Raw genomic sequence first — 21,712 nt, 5'->3', positions numbered from 1 at the left:
AGTCGCAAAGAGTGAGATCTTCACAGAAAAAATCGGATCGGGCAAAAAAATATCAAAACCCTCTTTTCATGACTTGACAAATGTGGTATAATAGAAAGTGATATATCTTGGAAAAATTTTCTGCCTGCGGAAGACATGATGCCTTCGGATGAGTCAATGAAAATGACTGACCTTTCTAACAGGGAACAGACGCAGCATTTTCGGAGGCGGCTCCGCTTTGCGGCAGAAACGTACTACTGAATGATGGAGAGTTTTTTATGGATAATAATTATATTAAAGCAAAACGAAAAGCGCTTGAGCGGTATTTCAGCCGTATGAACGACAGACAGAAGGAAGCGGTGTTCACCGTTAACGGACCTCTGCTTGTACTTGCAGGCGCAGGAAGCGGAAAGACTACAGTAATAGTCAACCGCATAGCAAATATGATAAACTTCGGCAATGCTTACTTCGACGAGAGCAGACAGGGTACGGACGAGGATACGGCATTCCTCAACGACTACGCAGAGGGAAAAACTGACGACTTTGATACACTCAGGGACGCTGTTGCCGTTTCACCTATAAAGCCCTGGAACATACTTGCTATAACCTTCACGAATAAGGCTGCTGCCGAGCTTAAGGAGCGTCTCAGCGCTATGCTCGGAGAGGAAGCACTAAATATCCACGCTTCCACCTTCCATTCGGCATGCGTAAGGATACTCAGAAGCGAGATAACTGCACTTGGCTACAGGAGCGATTTCACTATTTACGATTCCGACGACAGTCAGCGAATGATAAAGAACTGCATGGCAGATATCGATGTATCCGAGAAGCAGTTTGCACCTAAGGCAGTCCTCAGCGAGATAAGCTTTGCAAAGGACAAGATGATAACTCCCGAGGAAATGAAGGAGGACGCAGGTGCGGATTACCGCAAAAAGACCATTGCCAAGCTCTATAAGCAGTATATGGAGCGAATGAGAGCTGCAAACGCACTTGATTTCGATGATATACTCTGCAAGACCGTTGAACTGTTCGAGCAGTTCCCCGAGGTACTTGAAAAGTACCGCAACCGCTATAAGTACATAATGGTGGACGAGTATCAGGACACCAACCACGTACAGTTCAGACTTGTATCGCTCCTTTCAAGCGAGCACATGAATATATGTGTTGTCGGCGATGATGACCAGAGTATTTACAAGTTCCGCGGTGCAAATATCGAGAATATACTGGGATTCGAGTCGCAGTTCGAGGGAGCAAAGGTCATCCGCCTTGAACAGAATTACCGTTCAACACAGACCGTGCTGGATGCAGCCAACTCCGTTATATCCAACAATCTCGGACGCAAGGAGAAGACTCTCTGGACTGCCGGCGAAAAGGGCGAGAAGGTCTACTGGTACAAGGCTGTGGACGAAACTGACGAGGCGGCATTTATTGCCGACACCATAAAGGAAAACTACAAAAAGGGCGGAAAATATGCGGATAATGCGGTGCTTTACCGTATGAACGCACAGTCCAACACGGTTGAACGTGCCCTTGTGAGAAGCGGTATACCATACAGGGTATACGGCGGTATGAGATTCTATGACCGCAAGGAGATAAAGGACGTTACCTCATACCTCAGCTTCATAAACAACCACAACGATATGCTCAGGTTCAGAAGGATAATCAACGAACCCAAGCGAGGAATAGGCGATTCGACTATCGCACTTATTGACGATATAAGCCGTGACCTTAAGATATCTCCCTATGAAGTTATATGCTCATGCGAGGACTATGCACCCCTTTCCAAGAAGGTCTCGGCGCTTAAGAAGGCAGGAGAGATGTTCAGGGAGCTTACAGAGGCTGCCGAGACTCTTCCACTTGATGAACTCCTTGACGAGGTGCTTGACAAGACGGGATACCTTGATTACCTTAAGACGCTTGAAAACGCAGAGACAAAGATAGAGAACGTTGAGGAGCTCCGCACATCTATGGTCCAGTACATGCAGCAGGCTGAAGAGCCTTCACTGGGCGGATTCCTTGAAGAAGTCGCACTCTACACCGAGGCTGACCGTGATGACGGAAGCGATGACAAGGTAACTCTTCTTACGGTACACTCCGCAAAGGGACTTGAATTCGGCAATGTATTCATAACAGGCCTTGAAGAGGGCATTTTCCCAAGCTCACGCTCACTTGACAGCGAGGAGGATATGGAGGAGGAACGCCGTCTTGCCTATGTTGCCATTACCAGAGCAAAGAAGCAGCTTTACATAACAAGTGCAAGCAGACGTATGCTTTTCGGTCAGACACAGCGCAATGTGACTTCACGTTTCGTGAAGGAGATAGGCAAGGAGCTTATCTTCAAGAACGACCATGCGGCTGAAATGAAGAGCCGTCTTGCAGAGAACGATAATTCCGTTACTGAGGTGCAGTCTATGTCACTTCAGCAGCAGCTTGCAAGAAACAAGATGATGTCGGGCAGGAACACTCAGACGGCTGTGGAATTTACAGCAGGCGAAAAGGTCCAGCACAATATCTTCGGCGATGGTACTGTCATATCCGTTACGAAGATGTCCAACGATTCCATGCTGGAAATAGCCTTCGAGAAGGTCGGAACAAAGAAACTCATGGCAAATTATGCTAAACTCAGGAAGATATAATATCAAAGGAGTCTGATCACAATGAGAAAAACCAAGATAGTATGTACCATAGGTCCCGCAACAGATGACGAGAATATCATGCGCGAACTCATGCTTGCAGGCATGAATGTTGCAAGATTCAACTTCTCACACGGCGATTACGAGACACATGAGAAGCGCTTCCGTGTGATTGAAAAGCTGAGAAAGGAACTGGACCTTCCTATCGCCACACTTCTTGATACAAAGGGCCCCGAGATAAGACTCGGCAAATTCGTGGACGACAAGCCCGTTGAGATACACGACGGCGATACCTATACTCTTACTACCGAGGATGTTCTCTGTGATGACAAGGTGGGAAGCATCAGCTTCAAGAAGCTTCCGAGGGATGTCAGCATGGGTACGAGGATACTCATCAATGACGGTGTTATCGAGCTTCTTGCGGAAAAGGTCACTACCAATGAGATAGTATGCCGTGTAGTTCACGGCGGTACGCTCTCCAATAACAAGGGCATAAATGTACCCGGAGTCAAGCTCTCTATGCCTTACCTCAGCGAGAGGGATATGGACGATCTGGAGTTCGGCTCTAAAATGGGATTCGATTTCATAGCCGCAAGCTTTGTGCGTACAGCGGCTGATATAAACTATCTGAGAAAATTCACTCAGAGTCTTGGCTGGTTCGACGTAAGGATAATCGCCAAAATAGAGAATACCGACGGCGTTGAGAACATCGACGAGATACTCGAAGCCGCAGACGGCATCATGGTAGCAAGAGGAGATATGGGTGTTGAGATACCATTCGAGCAGATACCTGCGATACAGAAGTCCCTCATAAAGAAGGGCTATAACGCAGGAAAGCAGGTAATTACCGCAACACAGATGCTTGAATCCATGATAACCAATCCCCGTCCTACCCGTGCGGAGATAACCGACGTTGCAAATGCTCTCTACGACGGCACAAGCGCTATAATGCTCTCGGGAGAGACTGCCGCAGGTGCTTTCCCTGTTGAAGCTGTCAAGACAATGGCACTTATCGCCGAGACTACCGAAAACAACATCAATTACAAGGCTCGCTTCTCTTCAAGACGTGCCGACCAGAATGGTACTGTAGCCGAGGCTATCGCTCATGCTACCGTAACTACCGCACACGACCTTAACGCAAGAGCTATAATAACCGTATCTCTCGGCGGACAGACTGCACGTCTTATCTCGAAGTACCGTCCGAGCTGTCCAATAATCAGCTGTACCATGAGCGAAGTGGTATGCCGTCAGATGAATATGAGCTGGGGAGTCATCCCTTTCATCATCGACGAAAAGACCAATACGGACGACCTCTTTGCAGCTGCCGTGGAAGCTGCCGAGTCCCACAGACTCGTCGAGGACGGCGACCTTGTTGCAATTACAGCAGGTGTACCCCTTGGTGTATCGGGTACTACCAATCTCATGAAGGTTGAGAAGATAGGCGGTAAATGATAACACTTTAAAGGATGATAATATGATATTCGATATACCGATAATAGAGACTGAACGCCTTACTCTCCGTCCCCTGACAGAGGACGATGCGGATGCCGCTTTCGTGTGGACTGGTGATCCGAGAGTTGCAAAGTACATGATATACTCCACTCACGAGAGTCCCGAGGTGACAAGGGAATGGCTAAGCTCCATACCCGAACTGGAAAACGAGTATACATGGGGCTTTGTAAGAAAGTCCGACGGAAAGCTCATCGGCTCGGGAAGCATGAGGTTCCGTACCGACGAGAACAGGTGGTCCTTCGGCTACAATGTCCGCTTCGACTGCTGGAACATGGGATATACTACCGAGGCAGTAAAGGGCATGATGAAGTTCATAAGAAGCGAATACGGAAATGTGGACTTTGTTGCGGAGTGCGCCGAGGAGAACATAGGCTCTGCAAGAGTAATGGAAAAATGTGGACTTGAACTCGCAGGAAAAGGCGAGTATACAAGCTGGGACGGAACAAAGACCTTCCGTTCCCTGATATATGAATCGAAAGAGGGTTAAAACAATGATAAAGCACATAGTAATGTTCAAACTCAAGGAAGCAGACGGCAGAAGCGAGTACGAGAATGCTCTTGAAGCACAGAAGCGCTTCGACAATGTCATTGCAAACGTAAAGGAACTGGTAAAGGGCGAGGTAGTTATCAACTCGAAGGACGCTCCCGAGAGCAACTACACTATCTCTCTGCTCTGCGATTTCAAGACTATTGACGACCTGAATGCATATCAGGTGCATCCTGCACATGTTGAGTTCGGCAAGTTCATTGGTACGGTAAAGACTGACAGAGCATGCATAGACTACGAGTATTGAAAAACTGCGGACGTTACAGCAGTATAAAATGATGATATCGGGGCGTACATTGTACGCCCCGATCAGATTCGGGACTTTATCAAAGAAAGGGGAAGCAGTATGAGCTTAGCTGAAGTGTATTTATTCCTTGATATCGGATCCCTGTCAAATACGGTTATTACGATAATTGCAGGCGGGATAATTGCAGGGATAGTTTACGTGACAAGATCGGGCGCTGAATACGCTTCTTCGGCTGATGATACCGAGATCGTCAAAAAATATAAGCTTGAAGGCATAAGCTGTAAGGGCAGTGATCCGAAAATATGGTACGATATGGATTCGGAAGCACGGCTCAGACTGACATATGAGATCGACGGAGAGTGGATCACCGGTACACTTGATGGTTCGTTTTATATGCAGAAAGAGGAAATAGAAGAGCTTGTAAGACGCGGAGAAACAATAGATATCTGCGTTGATCCTCTTGATCACACGAAATTCTGCCTCATGGACGAGCTTTACAGGCAGAAGAAGATACATACGTCGGAAAAAACAGTCACTTCTGTCATTAACGGTACGGAAATGATCGGTTTGATAGTCAAACTTCTGATAGGAATAGCAGTTTTGGGGTGGCTTTACTATATGGTACATAAATAAACCTTTTGAAAGAGTGTTAAGCCTCCCTTAATTAAAAATTGAGTTACCGAGCCTGTGAATAACGGGTTCGGTAATTTTTTTCCTGAGTTCTCCGCAGGTGAAACTTTTTTGAAAAGTCTGTAATAAAAACAAAAGTCACTCGTCTAAATAAGTGAGGAGGTGAGAAGATGAAACAGGAATTCCATGAGATATACGAGAAATACGGTCCCGAACTTTATGCCTTTATCCTGAGAATGTGCCGCAGCGAGCAGCTTGCAATTTAAATGCGTTTGTGTTATACTTGAAAATGCAGATATTACATTATTAAGGTAGTGAAAATATGAATATAAACGAGTGTATGGAGTACATAAATTCCTACAGCAAGTCAGGCGGAAGAATAACCGATCTATCCCGTGCAGAGGAACTTATGAAACGTATCGGCAATCCCGAGAAGCGTCTGAAATTCGTGCATATAGCAGGAACTAACGGCAAGGGTTCGGTGGTGGAGTACATCTCGGATGCGCTTATACTGTCAGGCTATAAGACGGGACAGTTCACGTCGCCTTACATACTCCGCTACAACGACAGGATACGAATCAACGGAACCGAGATTGACGATGATTCTCTTGCGGAGCTTGCGGAAACAGTAAAGGAAAATGCAGGAGACCGTCCCTATTCCCAGTTCGAGATAACTATGGCGATCGCGTTCCTATGGTACGAAAGGGAAAACTGCGATATAGTCGTACTGGAAACAGGTATAGGCGGTCTGCTGGACTGCACCAACGTTATCCCTCCGCCGCTTCTTTCGGTGATAACTTCAATTTCACTGGACCATACCGCACTGCTTGGGGATACGGTGGAGAAGATAGCTGTGCATAAGGCAGGCATAATCAAAGGTGGTTCGGCAGTTGTTGTTTCCGAGGACAACCCTGCAAGCGTGGTTGAAATAATGCGGAAAACGGCTGAGGAGAGGGGAGCACTCTACATAGAGAATGAACCCTGCCGTCCTTACCACGAAGGAGGTATGTATGCGCCTTTCTTCTACCGTGGGATAAAGCTCACTCCTGCTATGCCCGGACTGCATCAGAAGTACAATGCCCAGACCGCTATAACTGCTTGTCTGTACCTTCGTGAAAAGGGCTTTGAAGTATCGGATAACAGCATAATCAGATCCGTGGAGACTGCTCAGGTATGTGCGAGAGTGCAGTATATCGAAGGTGAGCCTCCCGTTATCGTTGACGGCGGACATAATCCTGCAGGTGTGAGGATGCTTTCACTTATGCTGATGTATCTCAGTACACGAAGCAGCAAGATATACACCGTTATGGGCATGATAGACTCAAAGGATTTTGCGGACTGCGTCAAGCTTATCGCTCCTCATTCGGACAAGCTTTTTGCAGTGGACGATTTTGCACCTAATGCGGTCCCTGCCGAGACAATGAACGAGGTCGCAGGCTTCTATACCGAAACTGCGGAATCGACTCTTGCGGAAGCTGTTGCAGAGGCAAAACGTCTTGCGCTTGAAAACGACGGACTTGTTGTTATCTGCGGTTCACTGTATCTTGCAAGCAAGTATCTTAACATGGAGAAATGATGCATAAGAGTTAACAATCGAACACGTTGATTTGATGTGCAAAATGACGAAAACATCACTTTAACGCAAAAAAGCTCACAAATACTATTGCAAATTTTTGGCTATAGTGATATAATAACTTTTGAACTGCGAAAGCAGAATTTATTAAAGGAGGTTTTTTAACAATGGCGTTAAAAAATCAGTATCTTATCGATCTTTTAGCAAGAGTAGAAAAAAGAAATCCAGGCGAGCCTGAGTTTATCCAGGCTGTTACAGAAGTCCTCGAAACTCTCCAGCCCGTTGCTGAGAAGAGACAGGATCTTATCGATGCAGGCGTATTCGAGAGAATAGTTGAGCCTGAGCGTCAGATCATTTTCCGTGTACCGTGGGTTGACGACAACGGCAAGGTTCAGGTAAACAGAGGTTTCAGAGTACAGTTCAATTCTGCTATCGGACCTTACAAGGGCGGTATCAGACTTCACCCATCAGTATACCTCGGAATCATCAAGTTCCTCGGCTTCGAGCAGGTATTCAAGAACAGCCTTACAACTCTGCCTATGGGCGGCGGTAAGGGCGGTTCCGACTTCGATCCTAAGGGCAAGAGCGACGGAGAGATCATGCGTTTCTGCCAGAGCTTCATGACAGAGCTTTCTAAGCACATCGGTGCTGACTGCGACGTTCCTGCAGGTGATATCGGAACAGGCGCAAGAGAGATCGGCTTCATGTTCGGTCAGTACAAGAGACTCCGCAACGAGTTCGTTGGCGTTCTCACAGGTAAGGGCCTTACATACGGCGGTTCACTCGCAAGAACAGAGGCTACAGGTTACGGTCTCTGCTACTTCACAAACGAAATGCTCCAGGCTAACGGCAAGAGCTTTGAAGGCAAGACAGTTGTTATCTCAGGTTCAGGTAACGTTGCTATCTATGCTACAGAGAAGGCTACTCAGTACGGCGCTAAGGTAGTTACAGTTTCAGACTCTAACGGCTACATCTACGATCCAGACGGAATCGAGCTTGATCTCGTTAAGCAGATCAAGGAGGTTGAGCGCGGACGTATCAAGGAGTACGCTTCAAGAACTTCTCATAAGAACGCTGAGTACCATGAGGGCAGCGTTTGGACACTTAAGTGCAATGCAGGCGGAATCAAGCTCGATATCGCTCTTCCTTGCGCTACACAGAACGAGATCAACGGCGACGGTGCTAAGGCTATCGTTGCTAACGGCGGTTTCGCTATCGCTGAGGGCGCTAACATGCCTTCAACTCCGGAGGCTATCGAGACATACCTTTCAAACGGTCTTCTCTATGGTCCTGCTAAGGCTGCTAACGCAGGCGGTGTTGCTACATCAGGTCTTGAAATGTCACAGAACAGCGAGAGACTCAGCTGGACATTTGAAGAAGTTGACGAGAAGCTCCACGGTATCATGAAGTCTATCTTCAAGGCTTGCGACGATGCTGCTAAGGAGTACGGCATGGAAGGCAACTACATGGCTGGTGCTAACATTGCTGGCTTCCTCAAGGTTGCTGAGGCTATGAAGGCTCAGGGCTGCGTTTGATCGATCGGCTGAAATAATAGCAAAGTAAAATAACAGATCCTCCCGTTGCTTTTGACGACGGGAGGATCTTTCTGTATCACTTATTCTTTATTCGGGCAAAAAAATAAGTCTCATTGATATCAATGAGACTTATGTGTGTTATCTGTACTAAATAGATGACAGTGCCGTAAGCGATGTACAACTATCATTTCCGATAACGGTAAGCGAGCTTTGCGAGCGACAACGTGGTCGCGGGCACAGGCTCTGTGCTGGCGTGCCTGGAGGGATTCGAACCCCCGACCTACTGGTTCGTAGCCAGTCACTCTATCCAGCTGAGCTACAAGCACATTCACAACGATATATATTATAGCTCATCCGGAGGAAAAAGTCAAGGGGAAATAAGTAAAATGTACTTATTCAACAAATAATCAGTATCTCCTTTGAATAAAATGTCATATTTGGGGAAACTTGTTTTTGCGCTTGACATTAATGTGCAGATTTGGTATAATATTATTTGTTGTGAGACATTAGCTCAGTCGGTAGAGCATACGCCTTTTAAGCGTAGGGTCGAGGGTTCAAGTCCCTCATGTCTCACCAGGGCGTTCCGTAATAACGGGGCGCTTTTTCTTTTATGTCATTTCCTTGCTATTGACAAATTTCGGAAAAAATGATAGAATAATCATTGAGCAGACTATGCGGCAGCGGGAACGTTATAGTTCACGAGGAAAGTCCGAGCATCACAGAGCAGGATAGCTGTTAACGGCAGCCGAGGGCGACCTTAGGGCAAGTGCAACAGAGATATACTGCCGTCCTTGTGGCGGTGATGGTGGAAAGGCGAGGTAAAAGCTCACCAGAGTGCGGGAGACCGTACTGCTATGTAAACCCTATCCGATGCAACGTCTATTGGTGCTTCGTATCTCAACGTCGGCTCGGCGGATGCGAAGTAATGACGGCTTGAGCTTATCGGCGACGATAAGAGTAGATAAATTGCCGCACACGACAGAACTCGGCTTATCGGTCTGGTCACTTTAAGGGAGCTTCGGCTCTCTTTTTTTATTCAGTATTCTATACCGCGGCGGGCAGGTATCCCTTTTTCGTAGGGGTGGCGTACCGCCTTCATTTCTGTTATGTAATCGGCAAAACTGCAAAGGGACTCGGGAGCGTTTCGGCCTGTCATCACTAATTCACAGTCTTCTGCGGATGCCAGCGCTATGAGCTTTTCGGCGTTTACTGTATCGAACAGTTCCTTGTTGTATGCGCCTATGAATTCGTCCAGAACGAGCAAGTCGAGCTGTTTTTTTGATATCAGTCGTCCTGCCTCACGAATGAGAGAATCGTGGTCCTCGATAAGGTCGTTGAGTTCTTCTTCGTTCATGGCAAAGGTGAACTTGCTGCAGCTTTCGGCGCACATTACGTTAATGCCAAGCTTGCGGAGCTGTTCTATCTCTGATGAAGTGCCGTTTTTGAGGAACTGCACAAAGCACACTCTTTTGCCTGCACCTGATGCCCTTACGGCGAGTCCGACAGCGGCAGTTGTTTTACCTTTTCCGTCACCTGTGTAAATGTGTATCATAAAAGCACTCCTTTCTGTAAACTGATTATATCACATAAAGCATAAGAGTGCAAGGAATTGGTAAAATACTTAAATCCATATGATCGTTTAATCCGTAATTTAAGAACGGCTTGGTTAAATTTCACTGAATCGATAATTTTACCTTATCCAAGTCAACAAAATTGTATAAATCGCAAGATTTGACTTTACTTTCAGTTATTGCTGTGATATTATTATACTGTAGGTGAATGCTTTGAAAAAACTCCAAAAAACTCTTTACTTTTATACTCTGTTGTGTTAAAATGTAAAGTAGGAAATTGTTCCGAGTTTTTAGCCTTACGGCGGATTGGAGTTACTATAATGATAGACAAGATCAAATCGGACAGCATGGATCTACTTTTTGAGGCGATCCTTACACTTGAATCTGTGGACGACTGCTATAAATTCTTCGATGATCTCTGTACAAGCATCGAACTGAAGGCGTTTGCACAGCGGCTTCATGTTGCAAAGCTTCTTGATGAGCACAGAGTTTATAACAGCATCGTAACGGAAACAGGAGCAAGTACGGCTACTATAAGCCGCGTAAATCGTTCTCTTAAGGACGGTAATGACGGCTATAATATAGTCTTTGACAGGCTCAAGAAGAAAGATCTGCTCAAATAAAATTTATTAATTGAGAAGGGAAAGATCTAAATGAAAAAAGCAGGGTTTATCAAAAGATCAGCAGCAGCGGTTTCATCAGTTGCTATGATCTTTTCAGCAACGATCGCGCCCAATGCTAATGCGGCAGTTATTGACGAAAAAAATCCCAATAATTACCATAACTATGCTGAAGCGCTTCAGCTCGCACTTTGCTTCTATGATGCCAACAAGTGCGGAGATAAGGTCGGCGAGGACGGCTATTATTCATGGCGTCAAGATTGTCATGTAAAGGATGGCGAGATCCCGCTGGTACCAATGGATCCTATGCCTAAGGTAAACAAGGGCAAGACCGATGATAAACTTACGGAAGATCAGGGCCTCGGTGCCGGCGAGGACGGTAAGACCAAGAATGCCACTGACTCTAACAATCCGGATTCCTATGTCGGCGTTAACATGAGCGAAGAGTTCATCGCCAAGAATAAAAAATATCTTGATCCCGACGGAAACGGCACTCTCGACCTGACAGGCGGCTGGCACGATGCCGGCGACCACGTTAAATTCGGTCTCCCCGGAAGCTACTCTGCTTCAACTGTAGGCTGGGGCTACTATGAGTTCCGTGAGGACTACAAGGAAATGAACCTCGACGAGCATGTTGAGGACGAGCTCCGCTGGATCAACGACTACTTCATGAAGGCTACCTTCCTCGACGACGACGGAAACGTTGTTGCTTACTGCTATCAGGTCGGCGAAGGTAATAACGACCATAACTACTGGTGCCCTCCAGAGCTCCAGATAGACGGCACATTCGTTGCTTCTTCTTCATGCGGCGTTAAGCGTCCTGCTTACTTCGCTACCGAGGAAATGCCCGCTTCCGACCAGGCAGCAGGTGCAGCAGCTTCACTGGCTATCAACTACCTCAACTTCAAGGATACAGATCCTGGCTATGCTAAGAAGAACCTTGACTATGCTATCGCTCTTTACGATTTTGCTGTTAAGACTCACGTTGAGGAATGGGAGCCTGGTATGGTGCCTAACTGCTACAGCCTCGGCTACGACGGCGGTTTCTACACCTCAAGCTATGACTACGATGAACTGGCATGGGCTGCTGTATGGCTCTACTACTGTACAGAAAACTACGATTATATCGAAGATATCATCGGAGTTGATACTTCCAAGCCACTCTCAGACAGCGGTTCATATGATGAACAGGCTCAGACAGGTCAGCAGCCTTCTTATGCTTACACAGGCTATATGAAACGTATCATCACTGATACAGGTAACTGCTGGCAGAATATCTGGGTTCACTGCTGGGATACTGTTTGGGGCGGAGTTTTCGCAAAGCTTGCTCCTATTACAAATACTGCACGTGACTGGTATATCTTCCGTTACAACCTTGAGTTCTGGTCAGGCTGTTCCAGCTCAACTGATTGCTCGGATTGGAACTATGAGCCTGTACACGGCCATAAGTATTTCGGCAGAGACGATTATCTCTGGAATACACCTATGACTGCTGATCAGATCCCTGATCTTCCTGACAGCGATACAAGCAGCGACTTTATCGCTAAATCACCTAAGGGTTGGGCAGTTGTATCAGGTTACGGTTCAGCTCGTTACAATACAGCAGCAGGTCTCTGCGCTTGCGTATATGCTAAGACAACCGGCGATGATACATTCCTCCCATGGGCAAGAGCTCAGATGCAGTATATCCTTGGCGACAACCCTATGGGCTACGCTTATGAGGTAGGCTATGAGAACAGCTTTGCTTCTCATCCTCACCACCGTTCATCTCACTGCTCACCTACTCAGTCAATGGACGATCCTATCACACAGGTACATACCCTCTGGGGTGCTCTCGTAGGCGGTCCTGACCTCAAGGACTTCCATAACGACGAGACTAAGGACTATATCTACAACGAAGTTACAGACGACTACAATGCAGGCTTCTGCGGCGACCTTGCAGGTCTCTACCATTTCTACGGCAGAAAGGGCGGCATTGATGAAAAGGAAAACCACATAATCGAAGACTTCGATATGTCCGCTAATGCTCACGGCTTTGATCAGGTAGATGCAGACGGCAATCCGCTTCCTACAGGCCTTTACATCTCAGGCGGAAAGAACCAGGAGCAGACAGGCAGTGTTCAGCTCAAGGTAGTTGTTCACAACCGTACAGTTGATCCTCCTAAGTTCGAGAGCGATATGAAGGCAAGATATTACTTCAACATCAAGGAACTCCTTGACAAGGGCTACGATCCCGAGGAGTACATCTTCGCACGTATAGACTACGATCAGGAGAAGAGCTTCTCAAACGGCCAGAATGAGGCTAAATTCTCAGGTCCTACAAAGTACGACGACAACGGTACATACTACGTAGAGATGCAGTGGAAGGACTGCGACTTCTACGGAAGCCGTGTTTACCAGTTCGCTCTGGGATTCAACCAGGATAAGGAAACTTACGAAGACATCGCATGGGATTCCAAGAACGACTACAGTTACGCTGACCTCGTTTCATTCGAGGACGACAACGCTGCTTCAGCTATCACTGACAAGATCACTCTCTACTGTGACGACAAGCTTGTATGGGGCGTTGAGCCTGACGGAACAAAGCCGGATCCTGCAAAGTCTTCATCTACCGCTTCAAATGGTCAGGTCGTTACTGAGGTAAAGACTCCTTTATGGGGAGATGCTACATGTGACGGAGAAGTTAATCTTTCTGATGCACTTCTTATACTCCAGTACGTAGCAAATTCAAAGAAGTACACGATCACTCCTGAGGGACTTAAGAATGCCGATGTTAACAGAAACGGCGACGGCGTAACTGCTCTTGATGCACTTGTTATCCAGCAGATCGATGCAGGTTTATATAAGCAGTCAGATCTTCCTGTCTCATATGATTAAATACTGAACTTTATAACTGCTGCCTTCGGGCAGCAGTTTTTTTGTGGGGACGCATTTTGCGTCCCCTTTGTCATATTCCTGTACGAGCCTGAATAGTATGTATCAGAAGAAAAAACGGGAGTGAAAAAATATGAAGCGAAGTGCTTATGAAGTGATACTGGACTATATGCCACATAAACTGCGCAGTGCAATGGAGCTTGTAAGTGTATCCATGCGCAGCGGACTCAGTGAGATAAGGATAAGAAGCGGCAGACCTGTAAGCTTTTTCTGTGAGGGTACAAGCTTTTTTATTGACTCGAATGGAAGGTGTACAGAGCGGAAAAACGCTCTTACGGCAGACTATGAGGATATCTGCCGTATAGTTGAAAACCTGTCACGGCATTCGCTGCACAGCTGCACGAGACAGCTCCGTCAGGGGGTATTCGTTATAGAAGGCGGCATACGTGTGGGACTTGCAGGCACTTATACCGATTCAGCTGAACCTGTTATACGCGAAGTTAACGGACTGAATTTCAGGATAGCAAGAGAAGTGAAAGGCTGTGCAGAGCCTGTTGGAAGTGTACTGCTGAACAGTCGGAGGGGAATGCTTATCTGCGGCGGTGTCAATTCGGGCAAGACCACTCTGCTGAGGGACCTCTGCCGTATTGTCGGGAACTGCGAAAAGGTTACACTGATAGACGAGCGGAATGAGATATCTGCGCTTGTATGCGGTACTCCTGCAAACGATGTGGGAGCCTTCACCGATGTGATATGCGGCATAAGCAGGTACAGCGGTATCATTTCGGCGATACGCACTCTTTCTCCGCAGTTTATTTTCTGCGACGAGATAGCCTCGGATGAGGACTGCGAGGCGATACTCAGCGGTCATGGGTGCGGTGTGCGTTTTGCGGCGACTATCCACGCTGAGAACTATGAGGAGCTGATGGCACGTCGAGTCGGCAGCCGTCTTATATCCGAGGGCGTGTTCAGCGACGTAGTTTTTCTTGGCGGCAAAGTGGGAAATATCAGGGAAGTGAGGAGTCTGGCATGATACGTTTTATAGCTGCACTGCTGTTTGCGGTGTCAGGATTCATGTGGGGAAATTCAAGGTCCATGCAGCTCAAAAGAAAAGTCGAAGTCTGTGTGCAGCTTGATGAACTGCTGCGCTTTTTTGATATGCGGGTAAGGTACCGCTGCGACGACGTTTACGAGATATGCAGAGAACTGGATGCAGCTTCTTTCAGCTCGCTTGACTTTATATCGCTGCTGCCTGTTGATTACTCTCCCTGTGTTGATTTTCACGAAGCGTGGTGCAGTGCGGTGACGAGTCAGGATGAACTCGGTGATGAGGAGAAAAATCTCCTTGTACGCTTCGGAAATGTCCTCGGAACCTGCGATGCAGAGGGATTTCATAACGCTGTTGAGGCTCTCCGCTCGGAACTTGATATACTCGGTTCAAGACGCAGGGACGAATACAGCTCTAAAGGCAGAGTCTGCCGCAGTATCGGTCCGATGCTCGGTATAGTGGCAGGACTTGCAGTAATATGATTTTTTCAGAGGTGCAGAATGGATATTGATCTTATATTCAGGATAGCAGGTATAGGGATAATCGTTGCAGTGCTGAATCTGGTGCTGAAACGTGCCGAAAGAGAGGAACAGGCGATGATGACTACTCTTGCAGGACTTATCGTTGTGCTTATGATAATAGTTCAGGAAATAGGCGGCTTGTTCGATACAGTCAAGAGCGTGTTCGGCCTATGGTGAATGATTGCTTATCTGTAGCGGTGTTTTCCGTTGCAGCTTCACTGACTGCGGTACTGCTTAAACGCTATGCCTGTGAGCAGTCGCTCCTTGTGTCGCTTGGTGCCTGTGTAGGCATAATGTCCGCTTTTATGCTGTATCTTTCGCCGATGATAAGTGAAGTCAGGGACATTTTCAGCGAGGCAGGCATATCTGACAGCTATATCGCTATAGTTTTCAAGGCTGCGGCAGTTTGTTTCATAACTCAGCTTACTTGCTCCGTATGCCGTGACAGCGGAGAGACGGCTGTAGCATCTGCTGCTGAGATGTGGGGACGAGGTGCGGTAGCTTTCATGTCCCTGCCCATATTAAGGGAACTGATAGACAGGATAGGAGGTGCGATATGGTGAGAAGGGCTGTGTTTCCCCTTTTGATAGCAGTACTTCTGGTATCGGTTTTCTGCGTTCCTGTTTATGGTCGCTGTGAAGAGCTGTATTCTCCCGAACAGGAAATAACCGAACAGCTGGACGAGCTTCTGGAGGAATACGACATCGGCAGTTCGTTCGATGAACTTAAGGACATACAGCTGACTGATGTTGCGGAACAGATCAGGGAGCGGATGAGGGACAGGCTTCGTGCGCCGCTGCGGCTGCTGGGTGAGCTGCTCATAATAACGGTTTTTACAGCAGTGCTGAAAAGTTTCGGAGGTACACTGCTTTCAGACAGCGTATCGGAGCTTTACGATACGATATGCGTCATAACTGCGGTAACTGTCATATCCTCGCAGCTTTTCGGAGTTCTTGAGCGTGCCCTTACGGTAATGGAACGTGGCGGAGGCTTCGTTATGGTGTTCGTACCTGTTTTTGCTGCAATAACCGCAGTCTGCGGAGGTACTCTTTCAGCAGGAGTATACGACCTGCTGATACTTGGTGCTTCGGAAGTTTTCGTGACCTGTGCAGAGCGCTGGCTTATGCCTGTGCTGAGCATGATAATGGTGCTATCCGTCAGCGGAAGCGTATTCCCCGAACGTTCCCTCAGCAGTCTCACGGAGCTTATACATAAAGGTGCAGTGTGGTGTATAACCGTTTCCATGAGCCTTTTTACGGGATTCTTGGGACTGAAATGCACTATATCGGGAAAAACGGACGGTTTTGCAGTCAAGGCGGCAAAGTTCGCAATATCGGGAGCGGTACCCATAGTCGGTGGAGCAGTATCGGATGCGTATTCCACAGTAAGGGGGAGCTTCGAGATAATCCGCGGCGGAATAGGTCTTGCAGGTACAGCGGCGATGCTGCTGATAATGCTTCCCCCTGTGCTGGAGCTTGCTGCCTACAGGATAGTGCTTAAAACAGGTGCGGCTGCGGCGGACATATTCGGTGCGGAAGCTGTTTCACGGCTTCTGAACGGCTTCGGCAGTGCTGCGGCAGTTGCGCAGTGCCTTATGGTATGTTATTCGCTGATGTTCATGATCTGTACTGCACTTATGCTGCGGTCAGTGGGTTAGGAGGGCTTTATGGAAGCGATGAGAACTGCTGTTGCGGCAGTATGTGCGGTCTCGGCTGTTACGGGACTTATAAGTGTATTTGCAGGGGGACTTAAACTTAAGGGACAGCTATTGATGATAATGGATATGCTGCTTCTTACGGTGATAATAACTCCCTTTGTCAGCGGCGGTGCAGAGTTCGGGATGCCTGAGCCTGATACGTTTATAACGGATAATTATTCATGCTCCGAGGAGCTTTACCGCTCGGCGCTTGAAATGCAGACCGTCGAAAACATAGCGGAAGTTCTTGCGGAGCAGACAGATGCGGCAGGCTGTCACTGCGAAAGTATAGTGCCGTTCATTAATATTTCTGAGGATATGAGCATATCTATTATAAGGGTTGAGATAGAAGCTGAGGATTTTGAGAGTGCGGCAGCTGTTGTAAGGAGCAGTCTCGGGACGGATACGGAGGTAGTAAATGGAAGTGACGGATAGGATAAAAAAGTTCTTCGGAAAAGAAAAAAATACGAAGCTTGCGGTCATTCTCGGAGCGGCGGGGATGTTCCTTATACTTCTGTCGTCAGTTATACCCGATAAGGAGCGTCCCGTGAACATTAAGGAAGAAAATGTTCCGCAGTTTTCGGAGGACTATCGTTCGGATACTGAGAAGGAGCTTCGTGAATTCCTTGAACAGATAGAGGGTGCAGGCGATGTGAGAGTATATATCACGGTTGGAAGCAGTGAACGTTATGTATACGCTGCCGAAGGTAAAAAAAGCCGGACTGAGGAAAGGTCGGAAGAGGAGGAGAAATACGTGATAATAGGAGGTGAGAACGGAAAAACTCCCGTGATACAGCGAGTGGAGCTCCCTGAGATAACAGGTGCGGCTGTGATATGTACGGGAGGAGACATACCCGAGGTGCGGGAAAGGATATACCGCACGGTTTCGGCAGCACTCGGACTGCCAACAGGTAAAATATACGTGACCAAGCTTGGATAAGGAGAGATAGCTATGAAAAAGCCAACAGTAATTATAGGAAAAAAACAGATAATCATGACCTGCCTGACGCTCATGCTGGCGATAGCGGTATACATAAATTACGCCGCTGCACCCGAACTCGGCAGGGACGGTGTATTGCAGACTGCCGAAACAGGTGATACAGTCAGCTACGGCGATACCGAATTCGTAAACGCAGATGCGGAGCTTGCAAAGACTTCGTCCTCGGATTACTTCGCTCAGGCACGTCTCGACAAGATGACGAACCGTGACGAGGCGGTACAGACTCTCCAGACCATGATAGGCGGCGGAGATATCACGAACGAGGAAATGGTAGTGAATGCTATCGATGCGGTTGAGGTCTCACGTCTCATCGAGTCCGAGGGAACTATCGAATCACTGGTAAAAGCGCAGGGTTTCGAGGATTGCGTTGCCTATCTGGACGGTGAAACAGCAAAGGTAGTGGTCAAGACCGAGGGACTCGATAAGGCGCAGGCAGCCTCGATAAAGGACATAATACTGGGTGAAACTGAAGTTTCAGCAGAAAATATCAGAATTTTTGAGGTAAAGTAGTTGAACAATTGAAAAATATTTGGTATAATATAAAAGTAAGAGTGTATGCCTGACTTTGGTTAAAAAATGCACTCAAATCTGAGTCAACGGAGGTTTATTATGGGCGAAGTTAAAAAAGAAGCTCAGAGCAAGCTTAAGATATCAGAGGATGTAATAATCACTGTTGCCAAACTCGCTGCCCTTGACGTCAAGGGCGTTGCAGGTCTCGGAGGAGAGGTCGGCAAAATGAGCAAGCTGAGAAATAACGGTCCTATAAAGGTCAGCATGATGGGCGACGTTGCAGCAGTGGATATGAAGATAAAAGTTAAATACGGCGAAAAGGCAGCTGCTATCGCTGAGGAAGTACAGTCCGCAGTCAAGGAGAATATCCAGAATATGACAGGTGTGGCTGTTGCAAGAGTGAACGTGACTATCAGCGGCGCAGTTTTTGAATAACGCCTTATCCAAAGCAAAGGAGAGTTTAAATGTCAAGACGTGAAGTAAGAGACAGCGCATTCAAGCTGGTTTTTGAGCAGCTTCTGCGCGATGATGATATACAGGAACTTTACGATATCGCCGAGGAGATCGATGAGATAACAGTCGATGATCAGGTGAAGGCTATCGTGGACGGTACACTCGCTCACCGTGAAGAGTTGGACCGTATAGTTGAGAACTACAGCAAGTCAAGAAAGCTTGCAAGAATTTCTAAGCTGAATCTCGCTATACTCCGCATAGCTCTTTACGAGTCGCTGTACGATGAGAATACTCCCGTCAATGCGGCTATCAGCGAGGCAATGGTGCTTGCAAATACCTATACCTACTCTGAGGACGCTTCCTTTATAAACGGAGTCCTCGGAGCATTCTCCCGCGACCTGGAGAAGGAAAATGCCTGATTACCTCGGCATAGATACAAGCAATTACACTACCTCTGCGGCAGTTTACATAAGTGAGGAGAATCGCATAGTACAGGCGAAAAAGCTCCTTCCCGTAAAGGCGGGCGAGCTGGGACTGCGTCAGAGCGATGCAGTTTTTCACCATACAAAACAGCTCCCCGACATGATAGAGCAGCTTTCGGCGCAGTACAGTGATATATCGCCAAGCGTGGTAACTGCTTCTGCAAGGCCGAGAAATATCGAGGGTTCGTATATGCCCTGCTTTCTTGTGGGCGAGGGCTTCGGACGCTCTCTTGCGGCGGTGGAACACATTCCGCTGTATACCACATCCCACCAGATAGGCCATATACTCGCTGCGCTCTATTCGGCGGACAGGCTCGACCTTATCCGTCAGCCTTTCATTGCCTTCCACGTCAGCGGCGGTACTACCGACTGCCTTTTCTGTGAACCCGATGAGGAGGATGTTCTCCGCATTACCGAAGCAGGCACTTCCCTCGACCTAAAAGCGGGACAGGCTGTGGACCGTACAGGCGTCATGCTGGGACTCCGATTCCCATGCGGTCCCGAACTGGAAAAGCTGGCGGCAGGTGCGGATAAGCGGATAAAGACGAAAGCGGTGCTGAAGGACGGGAACTGCTGCCTTTCGGGAGTTGAGAACAAATGCAGGACTATGCTTGAAAAGGGCGAGAGTCCGGAGAATATCGCAAGATACTGCCTTGATACTATCGCTGAGACCATAGCTGCAATGACTTCTTCCGCACTGGAAAGATACGGCAGTCTGCCGCTTGTATTTGCAGGCGGAGTTATGTCCGATGTGATAATACGTGACCGGCTTCTTGAAAAATTTCCCGGAGCCGATTTTGCCGAGCCGCAGTTTTCATGCGATAATGCGGCAGGTATGGCTATATTCGGCTATCTGAAAAGTAATGGGGTAAAATAGATGTCAATGATAACAGTTTCGCAGCTCAACAGGCATATAAGTGAACTTGTAAGCGGAGACCGTGAGCTGAAAGGCTTTATGCTCCGTGCAGAGATCGCACAGGTAGATCTGTTCCGTGCCGCAAACGGAACTATGCTGTTCCTTACCCTTAAGGACGAGCAGAGCGAGATAAAAGCAAATTTATACAGCGGAGTGCTTTCAAGGCTGAAATTCCGTCCCGAAAAGGGAATGTCCGTCATTGTTATGGGCAGCGTTTCGGTCTATGAAAAGAGAGGCACTTACAGCGTTACGATAATGGATATGGCGGCGGACGGTGCAGGACTTGCTGCTGCTGCACTTGATGAGCTGAAGAAAAAGCTTGCCAAGGAAGGATTCTTCTCCGAGGAGCATAAAAGACCTCTGCCCTATATGCCTAAGAAGATAGGCGTTGTAACTTCACTTACGGGTGCGGTGGTACACGATATAACGGATACCCTGACTACACGCTATCCTCTCTGCGAGGTCTATGCGGTACACTGCCAGGTGCAGGGTGCAGGAGCTCCCGAGTCGATAGTCAGGGGCATCATGAGGGCGGAATCCGCAGGCTGTGACGTCATTATCGTGGGACGCGGAGGCGGTTCCGATGAGGAACTGAGCGTCTTCAATGACGAGCGCATTGCAAGAGCGGTGTATAACTGCCTTGTACCTGTAGTTTCTGCGGTCGGACACGAACAGAACCACACTATAATAGACGATGTGGCGGACAGATACGTGTCTACTCCAACAAGGGCGGCTATAGCGGTTTCTCCCGATATAAGCGAGATAATGCGTAACGTATCCGTTTACTCGGAGCATCTTGGCAAAGCTATGAACAATATCATCGGCAATGCGGAACGCTCTTTTCAGCTTGCACAGGCTAAACTTGCGGCAAATTCTCCCGAGAACCGTCTTAAGCTTGCCGAGGAACGCATTAACAGTATGGAAAATCGTCTTGGTTCTGCCGTTGAACGAAAGCTTCAGAGCCTTGATTCCTCCCTTGAACGCTGCATTGCGGTGCTGGAGGGAAGAAGTCCGCTGAAAATAATGGAAGCAGGCTATTCACTGGCGTATAAGGGTGAAAGTCTCATAAAGGATTCCGCAGAGACCGAATGCGGAGATATCATAACCCTCCGTTTCGCTAAGGGCGGAGCAGAGGCTGAGATAAAGAAAAAGTGGTGAGGATATGGAAGAAAATATCAGTTTTGAGGAGAATATGAAAAAGCTGAGCGAGATAACCTCTCAGCTGGAGCAGGGGAGCATTTCCCTTGAAAAGGCGATAGAGCTGTACAGTCAGGGCGTAAAGCTTGCCGCAGACTGCAAGAAACAGCTTGCCGAGGCTAAAATAAAAATAACGGAGGATAACGGCTCAAAGCCGCTGAACTGATC

Annotated in this window: 23 protein-coding genes, 2 tRNA genes and 1 other RNA gene; 24 read left to right on the top strand and 2 right to left on the bottom strand. The window is 47.7% G+C overall.

Going from position 1 to position 21,712, the window contains the following annotated elements; all coding sequences use genetic code 11:
• Positions 1-257 precede the first annotated feature (257 nt).
• The 7 genes from BT127_RS08215 to gdhA all read left to right on the top strand — a co-directional run bounded on the left by BT127_RS08215 (position 258) and on the right by gdhA (position 8,656).
• A complete protein-coding gene (locus BT127_RS08215; protein WP_075424543.1) occupies positions 258-2,615 on the top strand; it encodes an ATP-dependent helicase in 2,358 nt (785 codons plus the stop codon).
• A gap of 21 nt (positions 2,616-2,636) precedes the next feature.
• Positions 2,637-4,064, top strand: coding sequence for a pyruvate kinase (gene pyk / locus BT127_RS08210; RefSeq protein ID WP_075424542.1), 1,428 nt, complete (start codon positions 2,637-2,639; stop codon positions 4,062-4,064).
• A 22-nt stretch (positions 4,065-4,086) separates the two neighbouring features.
• The gene (locus tag BT127_RS08205) at positions 4,087-4,611 is read left to right on the top strand and encodes a GNAT family N-acetyltransferase (RefSeq protein WP_075424541.1); all 525 of its coding nucleotides are present in this window, start codon (positions 4,087-4,089) and stop codon (positions 4,609-4,611) included.
• Positions 4,612-4,615: 4 nt separating this feature from the next.
• Positions 4,616-4,918 (top strand): Dabb family protein, encoded by a 303-nt coding sequence (locus BT127_RS08200; protein WP_075424540.1) that lies wholly within the window; start codon positions 4,616-4,618, stop codon positions 4,916-4,918.
• A 99-nt stretch (positions 4,919-5,017) separates the two neighbouring features.
• Entirely contained in the window at positions 5,018-5,551 is a 534-nt protein-coding gene (locus BT127_RS08195) for a hypothetical protein (protein WP_075424539.1), read from the top strand.
• A 319-nt stretch (positions 5,552-5,870) separates the two neighbouring features.
• Complete coding sequence (locus BT127_RS08190; RefSeq protein WP_075424538.1) at positions 5,871-7,124, top strand: bifunctional folylpolyglutamate synthase/dihydrofolate synthase; 1,254 nt, start codon at positions 5,871-5,873, stop codon at positions 7,122-7,124.
• Between the two features lie 164 nt (positions 7,125-7,288).
• Positions 7,289-8,656 carry an NADP-specific glutamate dehydrogenase gene (gene gdhA / locus BT127_RS08185; protein WP_075424537.1) on the top strand — a complete coding sequence of 456 codons (1,368 nt, stop codon included), beginning with the start codon at positions 7,289-7,291 and terminating at the stop codon, positions 8,654-8,656.
• 249 nt (positions 8,657-8,905) lie between these two features.
• Here gdhA and BT127_RS08180 read toward each other — a convergent pair.
• Positions 8,906-8,982 (bottom strand) — tRNA-Arg (locus tag BT127_RS08180).
• Positions 8,983-9,156: 174 nt separating this feature from the next.
• On the opposite strand from BT127_RS08180, the gene BT127_RS08175 reads away from it, so the two are divergent.
• Together BT127_RS08175 and rnpB are read left to right on the top strand one after the other, a co-directional pair.
• Positions 9,157-9,232, top strand: a tRNA-Lys gene (locus BT127_RS08175).
• An 86-nt stretch (positions 9,233-9,318) separates the two neighbouring features.
• Positions 9,319-9,665, top strand: an RNA gene (rnpB, locus tag BT127_RS08170) — RNase P RNA component class A.
• 27 nt (positions 9,666-9,692) lie between these two features.
• Here the strand turns inward: rnpB and BT127_RS08165 are convergent.
• Positions 9,693-10,208, bottom strand: a complete 516-nt coding sequence (locus BT127_RS08165; protein ID WP_075424536.1) for a cob(I)yrinic acid a,c-diamide adenosyltransferase — start codon at positions 10,206-10,208, stop codon at positions 9,693-9,695.
• A gap of 339 nt (positions 10,209-10,547) precedes the next feature.
• Here BT127_RS08165 and BT127_RS08160 point away from each other — a divergent pair, with 339 nt between their 5' ends.
• From BT127_RS08160 to xseB, 15 genes are all read left to right on the top strand, one after another.
• Positions 10,548-10,850: a YerC/YecD family TrpR-related protein gene (locus tag BT127_RS08160; RefSeq protein WP_075424535.1), complete on the top strand. Its 303-nt coding sequence runs from the start codon at positions 10,548-10,550 to the stop codon at positions 10,848-10,850.
• Between the two features lie 30 nt (positions 10,851-10,880).
• Positions 10,881-13,724: a glycoside hydrolase family 9 protein gene (locus tag BT127_RS08155; protein WP_075424534.1), complete on the top strand. Its 2,844-nt coding sequence runs from the start codon at positions 10,881-10,883 to the stop codon at positions 13,722-13,724.
• 130 nt (positions 13,725-13,854) lie between these two features.
• Complete coding sequence (locus tag BT127_RS08150) at positions 13,855-14,754, top strand: AAA ATPase domain-containing protein (protein ID WP_075424533.1); 900 nt, start codon at positions 13,855-13,857, stop codon at positions 14,752-14,754.
• Positions 14,751-15,251, top strand: coding sequence for a stage III sporulation protein AB (locus BT127_RS08145; protein WP_075424532.1), 501 nt, complete (start codon positions 14,751-14,753; stop codon positions 15,249-15,251). The genes BT127_RS08150 and BT127_RS08145 overlap by 4 nt, the downstream gene beginning before the upstream one ends.
• An 18-nt stretch (positions 15,252-15,269) precedes the next feature.
• Positions 15,270-15,467 (top strand): stage III sporulation protein AC, encoded by a 198-nt coding sequence (spoIIIAC, locus tag BT127_RS08140; RefSeq protein WP_075424531.1) that lies wholly within the window; start codon positions 15,270-15,272, stop codon positions 15,465-15,467.
• On the top strand, positions 15,461-15,853 hold the full coding sequence (locus BT127_RS08135) for a SpoIIIAC/SpoIIIAD family protein (protein WP_075424530.1): 393 nt from the start codon (positions 15,461-15,463) through the stop codon (positions 15,851-15,853). The genes spoIIIAC and BT127_RS08135 overlap by 7 nt, the downstream gene beginning before the upstream one ends.
• Complete coding sequence (locus tag BT127_RS08130; RefSeq protein ID WP_075424529.1) at positions 15,847-16,947, top strand: stage III sporulation protein AE; 1,101 nt, start codon at positions 15,847-15,849, stop codon at positions 16,945-16,947. The genes BT127_RS08135 and BT127_RS08130 overlap by 7 nt, the downstream gene beginning before the upstream one ends.
• A gap of 9 nt (positions 16,948-16,956) precedes the next feature.
• Entirely contained in the window at positions 16,957-17,421 is a 465-nt protein-coding gene (locus tag BT127_RS08125) for a hypothetical protein (RefSeq protein ID WP_075424528.1), read from the top strand.
• Positions 17,405-17,926, top strand: coding sequence for a SpoIIIAG-related protein (locus tag BT127_RS08120; protein ID WP_075424527.1), 522 nt, complete (start codon positions 17,405-17,407; stop codon positions 17,924-17,926). Before BT127_RS08125 ends, BT127_RS08120 begins: the two co-directional genes overlap by 17 nt.
• Positions 17,927-17,938: 12 nt before the next feature.
• The gene (locus BT127_RS08115) at positions 17,939-18,496 is read left to right on the top strand and encodes a SpoIIIAH-like family protein (RefSeq protein WP_075424526.1); all 558 of its coding nucleotides are present in this window, start codon (positions 17,939-17,941) and stop codon (positions 18,494-18,496) included.
• A 99-nt stretch (positions 18,497-18,595) separates the two neighbouring features.
• Positions 18,596-18,931 carry an Asp23/Gls24 family envelope stress response protein gene (locus tag BT127_RS08110; protein WP_075424525.1) on the top strand — a complete coding sequence of 112 codons (336 nt, stop codon included), beginning with the start codon at positions 18,596-18,598 and terminating at the stop codon, positions 18,929-18,931.
• A 29-nt stretch (positions 18,932-18,960) separates the two neighbouring features.
• The gene (gene nusB / locus BT127_RS08105; protein ID WP_075424524.1) at positions 18,961-19,368 is read left to right on the top strand and encodes a transcription antitermination factor NusB; all 408 of its coding nucleotides are present in this window, start codon (positions 18,961-18,963) and stop codon (positions 19,366-19,368) included.
• The gene (locus BT127_RS08100; protein ID WP_075424523.1) at positions 19,361-20,308 is read left to right on the top strand and encodes a tRNA (adenosine(37)-N6)-threonylcarbamoyltransferase complex transferase subunit TsaD; all 948 of its coding nucleotides are present in this window, start codon (positions 19,361-19,363) and stop codon (positions 20,306-20,308) included. Before nusB ends, BT127_RS08100 begins: the two co-directional genes overlap by 8 nt.
• Positions 20,309-21,505, top strand: coding sequence for an exodeoxyribonuclease VII large subunit (xseA, locus tag BT127_RS08095; protein WP_075424522.1), 1,197 nt, complete (start codon positions 20,309-20,311; stop codon positions 21,503-21,505). It abuts the gene before it with no gap.
• A 4-nt stretch (positions 21,506-21,509) separates the two neighbouring features.
• Positions 21,510-21,710 (top strand): exodeoxyribonuclease VII small subunit, encoded by a 201-nt coding sequence (gene xseB, locus BT127_RS08090; RefSeq protein WP_075424521.1) that lies wholly within the window; start codon positions 21,510-21,512, stop codon positions 21,708-21,710.
• Positions 21,711-21,712: the final 2 nt, after the last annotated feature.

This window comes from Ruminococcus sp. XPD3002, assembly GCA_900119535.1.
In the GTDB taxonomy this organism is placed as follows: Bacteria; Bacillota; Clostridia; order Oscillospirales; family Ruminococcaceae; genus Ruminococcus; species Ruminococcus flavefaciens_H.
Note: the sequence above shows the minus strand (reverse complement) of the source record. Positions and strands in the feature narration are given on the sequence as shown.